The organism is Blattabacterium cuenoti, from assembly GCF_014251255.1.
Classification (GTDB): Bacteria; Bacteroidota; Bacteroidia; order Flavobacteriales; family Blattabacteriaceae; genus Blattabacterium; species Blattabacterium cuenoti_W.
Window position 1 is genome coordinate 168,237 of the sequence record NZ_CP059182.1, and the last position, 18,067, is coordinate 186,303.

Sequence of the window (18,067 nt, forward strand, 5' to 3'; positions counted from 1 at the left end):
CATCTTACAACAAGGAAATGAAAGAAAATCATCTTACTAAAATTAACAATATTTTAAAAAAAACTTATAATCATAAAGTAATTAGTTCATTGGATCATTTTTCTGCTTTTTACAAATTCTCTGAATGTAGAGAATATAAAGAGCCTATTTTGGTTTCTGGGGTGGATGGTGTAGGAACTAAACTTCGTTTAGCTATTAATTATAAAAAATATGATATAATTGGAAAAGATTGTTTTGCCATGTGTGCGAATGATATTTTGTGTCATGGAGCGAAACCTTTATTTTTTTTAGATTATTTGGCTTGCGGAAAACTTGATTCTAATATTGCAGAAAAAATTTTACAAGGAATTTCTTCATTTTGTAAAAAAACAAAAACATGTCTTATTGGAGGAGAAACAGCGGAAATGCCTGGTATTTATCAATTTAATGACTATGATGTTGCCGGATTTTGTGTAGGAATTGTAGAGAAAGAGAATATTATAGATGGAAAAAAGAGAATTAAGGAAGGTGATGTTTTAATTGGACTTCCTTCTTCAGGAATCCATAGTAATGGATTTTCTTTAATTAGAAATATTTTTTCTGAAGAAGATTTTGTAAAAAATTTCCAAAAAAAACCATTTTATGAAACTCTTTTAATTCCAACGAAAATTTATCATTTTCCTATTCATATTTTATTAAAAGAATTTTTTATACATGGATTAGCTCATATAACAGGAGGAGGAATCAACGAAAATTTATTCCGTATTCTTCCGGAAAATTTATCAGCTGTCGTCTATAGAAACAAGATACCGATTCATCCTGTTTTTAATTTTATTCAGAAAATAGGATCTGTGTCAGATAGAGTCATGTGGAAGACTTTTAACATGGGAGTTGGAATGATTATAATAGTTTCTGTTCAAGATCAATGTTCTGTATTGAAAAAATTATGTGTTTTAGGAGAAGATCCTTTTGTATTGGGGAATATTGTAAAAGGAAATAAAAAAGTATTCTTGACATAAAAATATTTTCAATTTCATGAAAAAACTAGCTATTTTAGTTTCTGGAAGAGGGACAAATATGCAGCATATTTGTCAAGCTATTTCCAATGGAAAACTTTCTAATTTTAAAGTAGATTTAGTCATTTCTGATAGAAACTGCATGGCCATTCAATATGCATTAAAAGAAAATATTCAGACTGTTTCTTTAGAAAAAGTGGAAAAAAGATTTCTATCAAAAGAAATTGATCATTTACTAATGAAACATATTCCAGACATTATAATTCTTTCAGGATTTCTCTCTATCCTTGATGCAAAATTGTGTGAAAAATGGAATGGAAAAATCATAAATATTCATCCTTCTCTTTTACCTAAATATGGAGGGAAAGGGATGTATGGAATGAGAGTGCATCAAGAAGTTCTTAATAAGAAAGAAAAAATATCCGGAGCAACAGTTCATTATGTAACAAAATCTATTGATTCAGGAAAGATCATTTTAAAAAAATCGTGTAGGATTTCTTCAAAAGAAACTCCTATTTCTTTGTCTAAAAAAATATCTCTTATAGAAGAGGAGATTCTCATTCAATCTATAAATTCTCTTTAACAGTTTTTTTTCTATTATTTAGTAAATAGTTTTTTATTTCTACAGAATTTTTTTATATATCAATTTATTATTTTTTTTTATTATGACGAAAAGAGCATTGATTAGTGTTTATGAAAAAGATGAAAAACTATTTGATTTTGTCCGTTTTTTGAATGAAAAAGGGTATCAAATAATTTCTACTGGTGGAACTTTTCAATATTTGAAAAAACATGGAATAGATCATGTTATAAACATATCAGAAATAACATCTTTTCCTGAGATTCTAGATGGAAGAATAAAAACTATTCATCCTAATATTTATGGAGGAGTCTTGGCTAATCGTTCTGTTGAAGAACATATGAATTCTATTCTATTCCACAATATTTTTCTTATTGATATTGTATTAGTTAATTTTTATCCTTTTTTTGAAAAAATACATTTAAAATCTAGTTCATTGATTGAATTTATAGATATAGGGGGACCTTCTATACTTCGTGCAGCTGCGAAAAATTTTTTATATGTTACGGCAATTACAGATAAAGATGATTATTTTTTAGTAAAAAATGAAATAGAACATAATGGAATTACTTCATTAAAGTTGAGAAAAAAACTAGCTGGAAAAGTATTTAATATTACTTCCGCCTATGATTCTGTCATTTCTCAATATCTTCTTGAAGAAGATTTTCCTCCTTATTTACATTTTTCTTATAAAAAGAAAATGAATCTCCGTTATGGAGAAAATCCTCATCAAAAAGCAGCATATTATATTAATACGATTCATAAAGGTGCAATGCGAAATTTTCAACAATTGCATGGAAGAGAACTCTCATTTAATAATTTAAGAGATATGGATATTGCTTGGAAAATTGTATCACAATTTTCTGAATCTGAACCAGCTTGTTGTACAGTGAAACATTCTACTCCTTGTGGAGTTGCATTAGGAAAAAATATAATTGAAGCATTCCAAAAAACTTATTATGCCGATGATATTTCTTTTTTTGGAGGAATAATGGCCGTGAATGTTCCAATAACAAAAGAATTAGCAAATGAAATAAAAAACATATTTTTAGAAGTGATTTTATCTCCTAGTTATGAAATAGATGTTTTAAATATTTTAAAAATAAAAAAAAATCTAAGAATTATTCAAATAAATGAACCAATTTCAGATACATTAGAATCTGTTCAAATAGATGGAGGTGTTTTAATACAACAAATTGATCGTTTTTTATCTAAAAATTATAAAATAGTTACAAAAAAAAAATTTTCTGATAAAGAACTTGTGTCTTTATTTTTTTCTCAAAAAGTCGTTAAATATGTAAAATCCAATGCGATTGTTGTCTCAAAAGGAACACAAACTTTAGGAATTTCTGGAGGGCAAACAAATAGAATATGGGCAGCTAGACAAGCCATAGAGAGAGCTTTAGAAAAAAGTAAAAAAGATTTAGTGCTTGTTTCTGATGCCTTTTTTCCTTTTAGAGATGTAGTTGACGAAGCGGCTCGTTCTGGTGGAATTCGTGCAATTATTCAACCAGGAGGTTCTATCCGTGATAAAGAATCTATAAAAGCTTGTAATGAATATGGAATCGCTATGGCTTTCACAGGAGAAAGACATTTTAAACATTAATTATTTAGAATATGAAAATTTTAATTCTTGGAAGCGGAGGACGTGAACACGCTATTGGTAAAAAATTATTAAAAGATTCGGTTGATCTTTATTTTTATCCTGGAAATGGGGGAACAGATCAAATAGGAAAAAATATAAAAAATATTCATTCCCCATCAGAATTATGTTTTTTTGCAAAAAAAAACGCAATAGATATAACTATTGTAGGTTCTGAAACTTTTTTATTGGAAAAAATTGTAGATATTTTCCAAAAAGTTGGATTAAAAATAATTGGACCACATTACCTTGCAGCTAGACTTGAAGGAGACCGTATTTTTTCCAAATATTTTATGAAAAAATATGGAATACCTACTCCTAAATATAAAACTTTTGATTGCTATCAAAAAGCTATGGATTTTTTAGAAGAAACTACTTATTCCGTAGCTATTAAAACTAGAGGAATTGCTTCAGGGAAAGGAGTTCTGTTAGTAAAAAATAAAGCTGAAGCAAAAAAAGCTTTAAATTCTATCATGAGAGATAAAAAATTTGGAGAATCTGGAAATAAAGTAATCATAGAAGAATTTTTACAAGGAAATGAAGCCTCTATTTTATCTATATTTAATGGAAAAAATATTATTCCTTTTTTATCCGCTAAGGATTATAAAAAAATAGGAGAAAAAGAAACAGGATTAAATACAGGAGGAATGGGAACTATTGTTCCTAATCCACATATGACAAATGATGTTTGGATAGATTTTAAAAAAAATATATTAGAACCAACTTTAGAAGGATTATTTTTGGAAAAATTAACTTTTTTTGGATTCATTTATTTTGGATTAATGATTACTTCAAATGGGGTTTATTTATTAGAGTACAATACTCGTTTAGGAGATCCTGAAATTCAAACTTTATTTCCACTAATGAAAAGTAGTTTTCTTCATATAATACAATCTTCTCTTTTTCAACAAAAGAATATTAAGATTCACTGGGAAAAAAAATTGTATTCTTGTTGTATTGTTTTGTCTTCAAAAGGATACCCAGAAAAATACGAAAGTGGAAAAGTTATCAAAGGACTGAATTCTTTAAAAGAACCTTTTTATATTGCTGGAGCAAAAAAGGAAAAAGAAAAATGGATAACATCAAGTGGTCGTGTTTTGAATGTAATAGGAATAGGAAAATCTATTCATGAAGCAATAAAAACGGCTTATGATAAAGTAAATAAAATTCATTTTGAAAATTTGTATTTTAGACAAGATATTGGTTTGTAATTAGTTTAGTAATATTTAGAATAGAAATAAAAAAATTGTAAAAATTTTAATGAAAAAAGATTCTATTATCATATTAGATTTTGGTTCTCAATACAGCCAAATGATAGTTAGAAGAATTAGAGAAATAGGTGTATATGCAATATTATGTCCTTATGATATTTCGATTCATAATATTTTATCCAAAAAACCAAAAGGAATTCTTTTATCAGGAAGTCCCTTTTCTGTTTATGACCAAGATTCTCCTTTAATCTCTAAAGAGATATTTCAATTAAATATTCCTATACTTGGGATTTGTTATGGAATGCAACTAATTTCTTTCCTTTTCGGAGGGAAAATAGAAAAATCAAAATCCAAAGAATATGGAAAATCCTATTTTATTATAGATTCTTTTTTAAAGAAAAAGAATTTATTCTTTGGAATTCCTAAAAAATCAATTGTTTGGATGAGTCATTTTGATGAGATAAAAAACTTACCAAAAGAATTTAAAAAAATAGGTCATACTTCATCTTGTTCTATTGCCGCTATAATTCATAAGACTAAAAATATTTATGCAGTTCAATTTCATCCTGAAGTAGATAATACAGAATTTGGAATCTCTATATTAAAGAATTTTATCCTACACATTTGTAAATGCGATCAAAATTGGGAACTAAATCAATTTGTACAAAATACTATAAAAAAAATAAAGAAACGTGTAGCTGATAAAAAAGTTATATTAGGTTTTTCAGGTGGAGTAGACTCTTTTGTATCAGCTTCTATCATTCATAATGCTATTGGAAATGCTTTGAATTGTATTTTCGTTGATACGGGATTTCTTTTAAGAAAAGAAAAAGAAAAAATCTTTTCCTTTTGTAAAAGAATGAATTTTCCTATTAAAATAATAGATGCGAAAAAACGTTTTTTATCTATTTTAACTGGAATTGTAGATCCTGAAAAGAAAAGAAAAATTATAGGAAATGAATTTGCATCCATTTTTCAAAAAGAATCAGAAAAAATTGATAACGTAGAATTTTTAGCACAAGGAACTATATATTCAGATGTGATTGAGTCTTCAATTTCTTCAAAATTAAGAAAAAATTTTTTTATTAAATCTCATCATAATGTAGGAGGATTACCTCAATTGAAAAAATTAAAACTTATTGAGCCTTTAAGAAAATTATTTAAAGATGAAGTCAGAAAAATAGGAATAGAATTGGGGATTCCAAGAGAAATTTTACACAGTCATCCATTTCCTGGACCTGGATTAAGTATTCGTATTCTTGGAAAAATCAACAAAAAAAAGATCTCCATACTGAAAAAATCTGAAAATATTCTTTCACAAGAATTAACAAATTCAAATCTTTATGATTTTGTCAGTCAAGCGTTTATAATATTATTACCAGTAAAATCTGTAGGAGTAAAAGGAGATAAACGAACATACGAATATACAGCTGTATTACGTGTTATAAAAACAGAAGATTTCATGACTGCTACTTTTTCACGTTTACCTTACGATTTTTTAGAAAAAATTTCTAATAGAATTATTAATGAAGTTGATGGAATTAACCGTTTAGTATATGACATCACATCCAAACCTCCAGCTACTATTGAATGGGAATAATTTCTATTCTATCATCATAGAAATAAGATTAGATATGTTTTTTTTTAATTCCATTCTAGAAGAAATTAAGTCTATAAACCCATGTTCCAAAAGAAATTCTGCAGTTTGAAATCCCTTAGGAAGATCTTTTCCTATAATTTCTCTAATAACTCTAGGACCAGCAAATCCTATAAGAGCACCTGGTTCTGCTATGTTAATATCTCCAAGTAAAGCATAAGAAGCTGTTACTCCTCCTGTAGTTGGATCTGTAAGAACAGAAATGTAAGGAATTTTTGTCTCACGTAATTGAGTCAGTCTAGCTATTGTTTTTGCCATTTGCATTAAAGAAAATGCAGATTCCATAATTCTAGCTCCACCAGATTTAGATATCAATACATATGGGAATCTTTTTTCAATACAATATTTTATTGCTCTAGATATTTTTTCACCAACTACAGATCCCATAGATCCTCCTATAAATGAAAAATCCATACAGGAAATGACTAAGTCTAATCCTTTCATTTTTCCCACTCCTGTTCTAATCGCATCATATAAATTAGTTCTTTTTCTTGCTTCTTTAATTCTATCTGTATATTTCTTGCAATCTATCCATTTAACAGGATCTTGACTCGTCATTTTAACATTGATTTCTAAAAATTTTCCATTATCAAAAAGAATTTCAAAATATTCTTTGCTATGAATTCTTACATGATATCCATCTTCTGGACTAACATAAGCATTTTTTTTTAATTCTTCTGTATCTATAATTTTTCCACTAGGAGTTCTATACCAAAGCCCTTTGGGGAAATTTTTTCTATCCTCTATAGGAGTCAAAATATTTTTTTTCTTTCTTAAAAACCAAGCCATGATTGTTTCTTCATAAAGTGTTAATGTTATTCATTAATTCAAAATACTTTCTAAGAAAAATCTTAAATGATTTTTCTCCTTCTCGTAGCCATACTCTAGGATCATAATATTTTTTGTTTGGAAGAGATTCTCCTTCTGGATTTCCTATTTGTTTTTCTAAATATTTTTTATATTTACTCATATAATCCCTCACACCGCATGTAAAAGCATATTGTAAATCGGTATCTACATTCATTTTAATGACCCCATAATTAATAGCTTCTTGAATCTCTTTTTGAGAGGATCCTGATCCACCATGAAAAACCAAAAAAACTGGTTTTTCTATGGTATGAAATTTATTTTTTATATATTTTTGAGTTTTTTTTAATATTTCAGGACGTAAAATCACATTTCCTGGTTTATAAACTCCGTGAACGTTTCCAAATGAAGCCGCAATAATGAAATTATTATTGATTTTTTTTAATTTTTCATAAGCATATGAAACTTCTTCTGGCTGAGTATAAAGTTTATTATTCTCTATTTTAGAATTGTCTATTCCGTCTTCTTCTCCTCCTGTAACCCCAAGTTCTATTTCAATAGTCATTTGAATCTTATTCATTCTTTCAAAATACTTTTCACAAATGCTAATATTTTCTTCTAAAGGTTCTTGAGATAAATCTAACATATGTGAACTGAACAATGTTTTCCCAAAATGTTTATAATGTATTTCGTTAATATTTAATAAACCATCTATCCATGGTAAATTTTCCTTAGGACAATGATCTGTATGAAGAATGACAGTTGCTTTATAGGCTTCCGCTAGTTCATGAACATGTTTAGCACAAGCTATAGAACCTTTTATTGCGGCTTTTTGTTCATGGTTTTTTAAACCTTTTCCTGCAAAAAATATCGCCCCTCCATTGGATAATTGAATAATAACAGGAGAATTAACTTCTGAAGCGACTTCCATTACTGCATTTATAGTATTAGATCCAGTAACATTTACAGCAGGTATGGAAAAAACATTTTCCTTAGCATATTCAAATATTTCTTTTACAAGATTACCAGTTGCTACTCCATAAGGGAATTTTTGAGACATGTGTTTTTTTATGTTTTTTTAAAAAAAAAATATGAACAGAAACAGATGTAAAAAATAAAGAATTTTTTTATATCTATGAAAATTTACTAATAGTTTTTTTCTTAAAATTTGACGTTTATATTTGTGCATTTATAAAATTTATTTTTATGCTGACTCCAGCAACTTTAAAAATATACAATGCATCAGCCGGTTCTGGTAAAACTTCTTTTTTGGTAAAGAATTACCTTTATCTTTTGTTTAAAAGTGTTCATAATGATGAATTTAAACGTATTCTCGCCTTGACCTTTACTAATAAGGCTTCTGAAGAAATGAGGAAACGCATATTACAATGTATAAAAGAATTTTCTGATCTAAAAGTTAGTGAAGAATATCATGATTTCTTTTCTTATCTTTCAAAAGATTTAAATATAACAAAATATCAATTATCCAAACGTGCTAAAAGAATATTATCTGCAATTTTACATGATTTTTCTTCTTTTTCTATAAGGACTATAGACAAATTTACTTATAGGACTATTCTATCTTTTTTTTCAAAAAAAAATATAGATTTAGAAATGGATACCAATAGTTTTTTATTGAAAATAGTAGATAATCTATTATCTAAACTAAAAAATTCAGAAAAATGGTCGAATATTTTGGTCCAATTTTTTTTGGAAAAATTAAAAGAAGGAAAACATTGGGATGTTAGAAATGAACTGTTAAAAATTGCTTCCCTTATAGTAGAGGAGAATAGTTTTTTTCCTATGAGGAAGATTAAAATGTATTCTTTTAATGATTTGATTCAATTAAAAGAAACTTTATTAAAAAGAACTCAAAATTTTGAAATAAAATGCAGAAAACAAGGAGAGAAATTTTTTGAATTTTTGAAAGAAACATCCATTAAAAAACATTCATTTCCTCACTCGGATTTGCCTAAATTTTTCAAAAAACTATGTAAAGGGAATATCTTTTTAAATCCTTTTCATAAAAGACTTGAAAAATCCATTCATATGGAAAGATTATATTGTAAATGGATAGGAATGGATCAAAAAATCTTTATTTCTAAAAATAAAGAAAAAATACTTTTCTTATATCGAGAAACAAAATCTTTATATGAGAAATATATTTCTTCTTATCTTTTAGATAAGCTTTTTTTAAAAAATTTGAGTCTTTTATCAATAATCTACGAGATAGAAAAAGAATTTCATTTTTTAAAAGAAGAAAGAAAAATTATTTTAAATGCAGAATTAAATCAAATTCTTTATGAAAGAATTACTCAAGAAACATTCCCCCATATTTATGAAAAAATGGGAATACAATATAAACATTATTTTTTAGATGAATTTCAAGATACTTCATTTTTACAATGGTATAATATTCGAATTTTAGTTGAAAATGCTTTATCAGAAAACGGTTCAGCTATGATCGTAGGAGACCCGAAACAGTCTATATACAGATGGAGAGGAGGAGACCATAAGCAATTCCTTCATCTCATTTCTTCTTCCTCCCAATCTTATCATAAACAAATTCTTACTATAGAAACGAATTTTCGTAGTTACGAAGAAATTGTAAAATTGAATAATTCACTTTATCAATCTGTATCTAAAATCTTTCATTCTCCCATTTACAAAGATATTTATAAGAATTCCAAACAAAAAATCTTCAAAAAAAATGGAGGATATGTTGAATTAAATTTTTTAGAAAAAAAAAATTATAAACAATATATTTATTTGAACATAAAAAAAAGAATAAAAAAATTGTTAAAACAAAAGTACAAATTATCGGATATCGCTCTTTTAGTTAGAAGAAACGAAGAAGGAAATTTTTTATCTGAAAAACTTATAGAAGATGGATTTATTGTAAATACTTCCGCATCTCTTCTCATAAAAAATCATTTAGAAATAGAAATAATTATTCATTTTTTTTATATTCTTATTAAACCTCATTGTTATCAAAAAAGAGCTTTTTTTATTTTGTTATTATTGCAAAATAAATTAATTTGTCCTATAGAAAAAGATCATGATTTTTTGATGAAAATTATTTTTTTACCATTAAATATTTTTTTGAAAAAAATTCTTTTTAAAACAAAATCATTAGACTTCTTAAATAATTTATATCGTCAATCTCTCTATGAGATAGCAGAACAAGTGATTCAATCATTAGGGTTAATGAATAATAATAAAAATACTTCATCAATTTATTCTTTTTTAGATTTGATTCATAGATCAATGAAAAATATTGGAAATTCTATTGTAGATTTTTTGGATTATTGGGAATTAAAAAAAAAAAAAGAAAGTATCATTGTTTCTGAGAATATAGATGCTATTCGGATTATGACTATTCATCAATCTAAAGGATTACAATTTCCTGTTGTCCTTATTCCTTTCACAGACTGGAATGCTTGTTCAAAAAAAAAAGAAGGATCATGGATGAATGTCTCTCCTCATTTATATCATGGACTAAATGCGCTTTATTTAGAAATAGAATCCTATTTTCAATATATAGAAGATAATTACATAAAAAATTTTTATGAAGATTATTTATCTAATATAAAATTTGATAACCTCAATTTATTATATGTTGCTACAACTCGTCCTATAGAACAATTATTTATTTTTTCTAAAAATGAAAATGATCAATCTGTATCTTTTTATATTAAAAATTTTTTAATTGAAAAAAAATTATGGAATGAAAAAAAATTTCAATATTCTTTTGGAAGAGAAAAAAAATTTTCATAAAATTATGAATTTATTATTGAACATGTTTTTCCGCATGATAAGAAGATCTTACTAAAGGTCCGCTTTCTACATATTTAAACCCCATTTTCAATCCTATCTCTTTATATTCTTGAAATTGTTCTGGTAAAACAAAAGAATAAACAGGAAAATGTTTTAAAGAAGGTTGTAAATACTGTCCCAATGTTAAAATATCTACTTTAGAACTTTTTATATCTCTCATAGTTTCTAATATTTCTTTCTTTGTTTCTCCTAATCCCAACATAATTCCTGTTTTTGTACGAATATTCTTGTTTATTTCTTTAATGTATTGTAGGACTTCAAGACTACGATTATATTTTGCTTGAATACGAACTTTTTTTGTGAGTCTGTAAACTGTTTCTAAATTATGAGAAATAACTTCCGGTTTCATATTTATGATTTGATCTATTATTTTTTTTTCTCCTTTAAAATCAGGTATTAATGTTTCTATTGTAACAGATGGATTAAGAACACGAGTTCTTTTTATCGTTTTTACCCATATAGAAACACCCATATCTTTTAAATCATCTCTATTTACAGAAGTAATAACAGCATGTTTAATTTTCAATATTTGAATAGATTTAGCCACTTTTTCTGGTTCTTTCCAATCTACTTTTTCAGGGAGTCCTGTTTTAACTCCACAAAATCTACAAGATCTTGTACAAATATTTCCTAGTATCATAAAAGTAGCGACTCCTTTTCCCCAACATTCTCCTATATTAGGACAACTCCCACTTTGACAAATCGTATTCAATTTGTGTAAAGAAACTAATTTCTGTAATTCATTATAATTTTTTCCCATTGGAAGTTTTACTTTTATCCAAGCAGGTTTTTTTTGAATGAGATTCATATTATTCTTATTTTATTTATATTATAATTTTGAAAAATTCACTGATTAGAATCAAATCTATTATTTTTATAAATTTGTTCGTTTTTTTGTGTTTTTTTTATGATGAAAATCTTAGTTAAAGATATTACCTCTCAATTAGAGGATTTAGCTCCTATAGAATATGCAGAATCTTATGATAATATAGGGTTAATAGTAGGATCATATGATCAAAGAATTCAAAATATTTTGATCACTTTAGATCTTACTGAAGAAATAATTATTGAATCTATAAATAAAAAATGTAATTTAATTATATCATTTCATCCTATCCTTTTTAAACCCATAAAAAGTTTGACTGAAAATTCTTTTTCAGAAAGAGTAATCATTTCTGCAATAAAAAATAATATAGCAATTTATGTAATTCATACAAATTTAGATTTTATATGGGAAGGAACTCATTCTTATTTATCCAAACTTTTGCAGTTTAACAGAGAAAAAGTTCTCTTTCCTAAAGAAGGAATTATGAAAAAATTAACAACATATGTTCCTATCTCTTATGCTGAAAGAGTAAGAAATTCTTTATTTGAGGCAGGAGCTGGAAATATTTCTAATTATAGTCATTGTAGTTATAATTTTGATGGTTTTGGAAGTTTTATGGGAAACGAAAAAACAAAACCTTTTTCCGGAAAAAAAGGTGTTTTTCATATGGAAAAAGAAACTTGTATTAATGTCATTTTTCCATCTCATAAATTAAATATAATTAAAAAAGCACTTTTTACAAGTCATCCTTACGAAGAAATAGCTTACGAAATTTATAGTATTGAAAATATAAATCCTTATTTAGGAATTGGAATAATAGGGGATCTTACAGAAGAAATGAATGAATACGATTTTCTTATTTACTTAAAAAATAGAATGAATTTGCCATGTATTCGACATTCTCCATTTACAGGAAAAAAAATTAAAAAATTAACAATGATAGCAGGTTCAGGAAGTTTTGGAATTGAAACTGCGATAAAAGAAAAAGCCAATGTATTCATTTCATCTGACTTAAAATATCATGATTTTTTTAAATCAGAAAAAAAAATTTTGATTGTAGATATAGGACATTATGAATCTGAAAAATGCACGAAGCATTTACTAAAATCTTTTTTAAAGAAAAAATTTTTTTGTGTTTCTATTTATGAATCAGAAACAGATACTAATCCAGTAAAATATTTCTATTAAAAAAAATATTATGGAAAATAACAAAAAATCAGCTGTAACTGTAGTAGATAAATTAAGAATTTTATATAATATTCAATTGATAGATTCTCGTGTAGATGAAATTAGAAATTTCAGAATGAATATTCCCATAGAAATAAAAAGTTTGGAAGAAGAACTTGAAAAAATGAAAAAAAAATTAGAAGATATTTCTAATGATATTCTTTCTCTCAAAGAAAACATAGATAAACAAAATAAACTCATAAAATCATCAAATATATTAATAAATAAATATGAAAAACAAAAGGATAATATAAAAAATAACAAAGAATTCTATTCTATAGAAAAAGAAATTGATTATCAAAAACTAGAAATACAATTATCTAAAAAAAGAATCAAAGAAATTAATCTAAATATTCAGAAAAAAAAAGAAATTTTAGAAAAAAAAGAAGAAACATTTAAAAATAAAAAAGAGCATCTTCTCCATAAGAAAAAAGAATTAAATCAGATTCTTTTGGAAAATGAAAAAGAAGAAAAAATTTTACTAGAAAAATCTGTTTTTTTTTCTAAAAAATTAGATAACAGTTTGTTAAAAACTTATAAAAAAATAAGAAATGGAGTAAAAAATGGAATAGCTGTTGCTCCAGTACAAAGAGGAGCTCCTTTAGGATCTTATTTAGCAATCACTCCTCAAAAATATTCAGAACTCATGCAACGTAATAAATTGTTAATAGATGAACATAGTGGAAGAATATTAATAGATGCTGAGTTAGCTGAAGAAGAAAAGAAAAAATCTTTTATTTTTTGTTCAAAAAAACATAAAAAATAAATATATTTAAAAAAAAACAAATAAAATTATGGTACGGACTTCCTCTTCCAATGAAGAAAGAAAAATAAAAATAAAAAATTTTGAATTATTGGAATCAAATTCTGGTAAGAAAAAATTTATTAAAGATTTTTTTTCAGATAAGGCAACTGTAATTATGTTTATTTGCAATCATTGTCCGTATGTAAAACATATTAATACAGAATTAGTTCGTTTAACGAATGATTATATAAAAAAAGGAGTTTCTTTTTTAGCTATCAATTCTAATGATATAGAAAAATATCCAGAAGATTCTCCTGAAAAAATGAAGGAAATATCTCATAAATTACGTTATCCATTTCCTTATTTTTTTGACGAAACACAAGAAGTAGCCAAATATTATGGAGCTAAATGTACTCCTGAATTTTTCATATTTAATGGGAAAGGATATTTATGTTACCATGGCCAATTAGATGATTCTAGACCAAAAAATGGAATACCAGTTACAGGATCTGATGTGAGAAACATATTAAAAGAACTTCTTAACGGAAGAGAAATAAAACAAACTACAAAACCTAGTTGTGGTTGTAACATTAAATGGAAAACATAAGATTTTTATAATAATTAGGAATTATATTTAAAAAATATTCAATAGATTCTGAAAGACTTTTTTCTAAAGTTCCTCCTGCAGCATTTTTGTGCCCACCTCCCCCAAAATGTTTTCTAGCAAATTGATTGACATCAAAATGTCCTCTTGAACGAAAAGAAATTCTAATTGGATATTGTTTTTTTTCTTCAAAAAAGAAAACAGAAAAAACAATGTTTTTTATTCCTAATCCATAAGTAATAATTCCTTCTGTATCTCCTTGCTTATAGGAATATAAATTAATATCTGATGCATTAATACTTGTATAAGCTGTGCGATATTTTTCTATGACTTTCAATTTTTTTAATGCTTTAGACAAAAGTTTTAATCTATTTTCGTTGTACCTTTCTTGTAAATGATTATAGATTTGATCTATATCAATTCCTTTTTCTATTAATTTTCCTGCAATAAAATGAGTTTCAGATGTCACAGAAGGAAAACGAAAAAAACCCGTATCAGTTATTATTCCAACATATAAACACGTTGCTATCTCTTTATCTATTTTATCTAAATGATTCATTTTAGATATCAATCTAAATACTAAAATACTGGTAGATGAAGCCGTTGGATCTGAAAACATAAAATCAAAAGAAAATGGATATGGATGATGATCTATTAATATTTTTTTTGCTTTAGAAATTAAAAAAAATTGATTCAATGTATTTATTCTGGAATAATTGTTAAAATCTATAAAAAAAATGTAGTCGGAATCTATAATTTTTTTTTTTACTAAAGATTGAGTGTTTTTTGAAAAAACAAGAATATCCTTACTTCCAGGAAGCCATTTAAAAAATTCAGAATATTCTGTAGGAGATATTAAATCTACATCATGTTTAAGTTTTCTTAAATAAAACAAAAGAGCTAAAGAAGAACCTAAAGCATCTCCATCTGGATTAATATGTGGTAATAATACAATTTTTTTCCTTTTCTTTCCGTTGTTGCTAATGTTATAAAAAAACATATATCTTAAATTATTTTTTTTTAAAACCTAAATCTTCTCCTTTTTTTAACATCATGAAATAAGCAGAATGAAATTCATTGGATATTTTTCCTTCTAAAATAGATTCTTTAATAAAATTTTTTATGATTCCGATTTCTTTACATGGGTTAATATGGAAAGCTTTCATAATATCGTTTCCTGATATAGGAGATTTCCAGTTTTTTAGACGATCTTTTTTCTCTAATTTTTGAATTCTTTTCATTAAAAGACAAAAATTTCTTTTATATTTTTTCTTTTTTTCTATATTACTAGTTGTAATATCTGCTATACATAATTTTATTAAATCTCCGATATCTTCTCCCATATCAAATAATAATCTACGTATAGCAGAATCACTTGTATTCATTTCTATTAATGCAATAGGCCTGTAACTATGCTGTATTATTTTTTTTACATACTTCATATGTATTCCTTTTGGTAACTTTAAACGTTGAAAAATGTTTGGAACCATTTTGGATCCTACAAATTCATGTGAATGAAAAGACCAACCTCTTTGAGGGGAAAATTTTTTAGTATAAGACTTTCCTATATCATGAAGTAAAGCGGCCCATCTTAACCAAAGAGAATTGGTTTCTTCTTTACTGATATTATCTACCACTTGTAAAGTATGATAAAAATTATCCTTGTGTTTATATCCATTTTTTTCCTCTATTCCTTGCAATAGAGTTAGTTCTGGTAATATAATTGATAACAATCCAGATTTATATAATAAAAATAATCCTATAGAAGGATTTCTGGATAAAAGAATCTTATTAAATTCTTCTGTAATTCTTTCTTTAGAAACAATATTTATTCTATTTTTATTTTTTTTAATAGATAAAAATGAAGATTCTTCAATAAAAAATTGAAGTTGAGTGGCAAAACGAATTGCTCTCATCATTCGTAATGGATCATCAGAATAAGTAATATCTGAATTTAATGGAGTTTTTAAAATTTTACTTTTTAAATCTAACAACCCTCCAAATGGATCTATCAATTCTCCATAATTATTTTCATTTAAGCTAATAGCTAAGGTATTAATTGTAAAATCTCTTCTATTTTGATCATCTTGCAATGATCCAAATTCTATAATAGGATTACGACTATGAAAACAATACGATTCTTTTCTAGATCCTACAAATTCTATTTTTTGATGATTATACTCTAACATAGCCGTTCCAAAACGTTTAAATATATTGATTTTAGGAGAAGGATTTATATATTTAGAAACTTCTTTAGCTAATCGAATTCCTTCTCCTATAGTTAAAATATCTAAATCTTTGGAATCCTTTTTTCCTAATAAAAAATCACGAACATAACCACCTACAACGTAACAATCTTGTTGTATTTTTCTAGCTGAAGAACTAACAATACGAAATATCTTCTTCTGAAGAGCAGAAACTAATTTCATGTGAATTACATCCGTAATATTTTAATTTTATTATTTGAAACAATTTTTAGAATAGAAGAACCATTGTACTTAGATTTTTCTTTTCTACGAAAATTCACAGCATAATCAACTTGATTTAAAATAGAAGGATGAATTTCATAAAAAGATTGAGGAGTGGGCTCTCCTGAAAGATTAGCAGAAGTAGATATTATTGGTCTATCTAATTTTCTAATCAAATGAACACAAAATGGATCGTTTGTTAAACGGATAGCCAAAGTCTTACTTTTTTTATTATTTATACTAAATAAATTTGTAATTGTTTTACGAATATTTTCATATACAATAGTAATAGGTTTTTTTCTTTTATGAAGATTGTCATTTATTAATTTTACAACTAAATCAGGAATTCCTTCTACTAATTCATATAACCGATCCATATTTTCCACTAATATGATCATAGATTTATAAAGATTTCTATTTTTTATTTTATATATTTTTTCTACAGCATGTAGATTAAAAGCATCACATCCCAATCCCCACACAGTATCTGTAGGATATAACAAACATTTACCTTTTTTTAAAAGAGTTGTACTTCTTTCTATTTCCTCAAAAAAAAACATGACATTTTTTTTTATATTAATTCTTAACAAGATTATGCATTCTTAATGCTTCATTTAAAGAAGTTTTTTTGTTTGTACTCTCTTTTCTTTTCCCTATAATTAGTGCACATGGAATAGGATATATTCCTGAAGGAAATTTTTTTGGATAAGATCCAGGGATAACTACAGAAGATTTAGGAATAACCCCTTTCATCTCAACAGGATCTTCATTTGTCACATCCAAAATTTTAGTAGATGAAGTTAAAACAACGTTTGCCCCTAATACGGCTTCTTTTTCTATAAGGACTCCTTCTACTAAAATGCATCTAGATCCAACAAAAACATCATCTTCTATAATAACTGGAGAAGATTGTATTGGTTCTAAAACTCCTCCTATTCCTACTCCACCGCTTATATGAACACGACTTCCAATTTGAGCACAACTTCCTACTGTTGCCCATGTATCTATCATTGTATTTTCTCCTATATATGATCCTATATTGACATAAGAAGGCATAAGAATCACTCCAGGAGAAATATAAGAACCATAACGAGCTACAGCATGAGGGACAACACGAATTCCTTTTTCTTTAAATTTATTTTTTATAGGAATTTTATCATGAAACTCTAATGGTCCTAATTCTAGGACATTCATTTTTCTAACAGAAAAATACATAATTATAGCTTTTTTTATCCATTCATTAACTATCCACTTTCCATTTAAAAATTCAGAAACTCTTATGTTTCCTTGTTCTATATGATCTATAACTTCAATTACCACATTTTGTATCTTTCTATCTGAATTCCACATTTTTTTTTTATTCCAAGCTTTTTCTATTTCTAATTTAAGATTATCTTTTTTAAGGGTATTCACTTGACACAAATCTTTAAAAGAAACAAAAGTAGTAAAAAATAAAACAAGTATATCT

General features: G+C 26.1%; 16 protein-coding genes. 9 read left to right on the forward strand and 7 right to left on the reverse strand.

The genetic code is table 11. From position 1 onward, the window contains the following. The first annotated feature begins 17 nt into the window (after positions 1 to 17). The 5 genes from purM to guaA all read left to right on the forward strand — a co-directional run bounded on the left by purM (position 18) and on the right by guaA (position 6,028). Positions 18 to 998: a phosphoribosylformylglycinamidine cyclo-ligase gene (gene purM, locus H0H77_RS00780; protein ID WP_185851707.1), complete on the forward strand. Its 981-nt coding sequence runs from the start codon at positions 18 to 20 to the stop codon at positions 996 to 998. 16 nt (positions 999 to 1,014) lie between these two features. Beyond that, positions 1,015 to 1,578 (forward strand): phosphoribosylglycinamide formyltransferase, encoded by a 564-nt coding sequence (purN, locus tag H0H77_RS00785; protein WP_185851708.1) that lies wholly within the window; start codon positions 1,015 to 1,017, stop codon positions 1,576 to 1,578. 82 nt (positions 1,579 to 1,660) lie between these two features. Beyond that, on the forward strand, positions 1,661 to 3,181 hold the full coding sequence (gene purH, locus H0H77_RS00790; protein WP_185851709.1) for a bifunctional phosphoribosylaminoimidazolecarboxamide formyltransferase/IMP cyclohydrolase: 1,521 nt from the start codon (positions 1,661 to 1,663) through the stop codon (positions 3,179 to 3,181). A gap of 11 nt (positions 3,182 to 3,192) precedes the next feature. Beyond that, complete coding sequence (purD, locus tag H0H77_RS00795) at positions 3,193 to 4,428, forward strand: phosphoribosylamine--glycine ligase (RefSeq protein WP_185851710.1); 1,236 nt, start codon at positions 3,193 to 3,195, stop codon at positions 4,426 to 4,428. Positions 4,429 to 4,477: 49 nt separating this feature from the next. Then, positions 4,478 to 6,028 (forward strand): glutamine-hydrolyzing GMP synthase, encoded by a 1,551-nt coding sequence (guaA, locus tag H0H77_RS00800; protein WP_185851711.1) that lies wholly within the window; start codon positions 4,478 to 4,480, stop codon positions 6,026 to 6,028. A gap of 3 nt (positions 6,029 to 6,031) precedes the next feature. On the opposite strand, the gene accD is transcribed toward guaA, so the two are convergent. Further along, entirely contained in the window at positions 6,032 to 6,874 is an 843-nt protein-coding gene (accD, locus tag H0H77_RS00805; protein WP_185851712.1) for an acetyl-CoA carboxylase, carboxyltransferase subunit beta, read from the reverse strand. Positions 6,875 to 6,884: 10 nt separating this feature from the next. Then, positions 6,885 to 7,952, reverse strand: coding sequence for a class II fructose-bisphosphate aldolase (gene fbaA / locus H0H77_RS00810; RefSeq protein ID WP_185851713.1), 1,068 nt, complete (start codon positions 7,950 to 7,952; stop codon positions 6,885 to 6,887). 146 nt (positions 7,953 to 8,098) lie between these two features. Between fbaA and H0H77_RS00815 the strand changes: the two genes are divergently transcribed. Continuing rightward, positions 8,099 to 10,669, forward strand: a complete 2,571-nt coding sequence (locus tag H0H77_RS00815; RefSeq protein WP_185851714.1) for a UvrD-helicase domain-containing protein — start codon at positions 8,099 to 8,101, stop codon at positions 10,667 to 10,669. A gap of 13 nt (positions 10,670 to 10,682) precedes the next feature. On the opposite strand, the gene lipA is transcribed toward H0H77_RS00815, so the two are convergent. Next, complete coding sequence (lipA, locus tag H0H77_RS00820) at positions 10,683 to 11,537, reverse strand: lipoyl synthase (RefSeq protein ID WP_185851715.1); 855 nt, start codon at positions 11,535 to 11,537, stop codon at positions 10,683 to 10,685. A gap of 102 nt (positions 11,538 to 11,639) precedes the next feature. Between lipA and H0H77_RS00825 the strand changes: the two genes are divergently transcribed. The 3 genes from H0H77_RS00825 to H0H77_RS00835 are packed head-to-tail and all read left to right on the forward strand — an operon-like array spanning position 11,640 to position 14,134. Then, positions 11,640 to 12,743 (forward strand): Nif3-like dinuclear metal center hexameric protein, encoded by a 1,104-nt coding sequence (locus H0H77_RS00825; RefSeq protein WP_185851840.1) that lies wholly within the window; start codon positions 11,640 to 11,642, stop codon positions 12,741 to 12,743. A 10-nt stretch (positions 12,744 to 12,753) separates the two neighbouring features. Beyond that, complete coding sequence (locus tag H0H77_RS00830) at positions 12,754 to 13,548, forward strand: zinc ribbon domain-containing protein (protein WP_185851716.1); 795 nt, start codon at positions 12,754 to 12,756, stop codon at positions 13,546 to 13,548. Between the two features lie 28 nt (positions 13,549 to 13,576). Next, entirely contained in the window at positions 13,577 to 14,134 is a 558-nt protein-coding gene (locus tag H0H77_RS00835) for a thioredoxin family protein (protein ID WP_185851717.1), read from the forward strand. On the opposite strand, the gene H0H77_RS00840 is transcribed toward H0H77_RS00835, so the two are convergent. The 4 genes from H0H77_RS00840 to H0H77_RS00855 are packed head-to-tail and all read right to left on the reverse strand — an operon-like array spanning position 14,118 to position 17,949. Continuing rightward, positions 14,118 to 15,131, reverse strand: a complete 1,014-nt coding sequence (locus H0H77_RS00840; RefSeq protein ID WP_185851718.1) for a DHH family phosphoesterase — start codon at positions 15,129 to 15,131, stop codon at positions 14,118 to 14,120. The genes H0H77_RS00835 and H0H77_RS00840 overlap by 17 nt on opposite strands. A 10-nt stretch (positions 15,132 to 15,141) precedes the next feature. Then, positions 15,142 to 16,560, reverse strand: a complete 1,419-nt coding sequence (locus tag H0H77_RS00845; protein WP_185851719.1) for a CCA tRNA nucleotidyltransferase — start codon at positions 16,558 to 16,560, stop codon at positions 15,142 to 15,144. Positions 16,561 to 16,565: 5 nt separating this feature from the next. Next, entirely contained in the window at positions 16,566 to 17,159 is a 594-nt protein-coding gene (locus H0H77_RS00850) for an L-threonylcarbamoyladenylate synthase (protein ID WP_185851720.1), read from the reverse strand. Between the two features lie 16 nt (positions 17,160 to 17,175). After that, the gene (locus H0H77_RS00855; protein ID WP_238783816.1) at positions 17,176 to 17,949 is read right to left on the reverse strand and encodes a 2,3,4,5-tetrahydropyridine-2,6-dicarboxylate N-succinyltransferase; all 774 of its coding nucleotides are present in this window, start codon (positions 17,947 to 17,949) and stop codon (positions 17,176 to 17,178) included. Between the last annotated feature and the right edge of the window lie 118 nt (positions 17,950 to 18,067).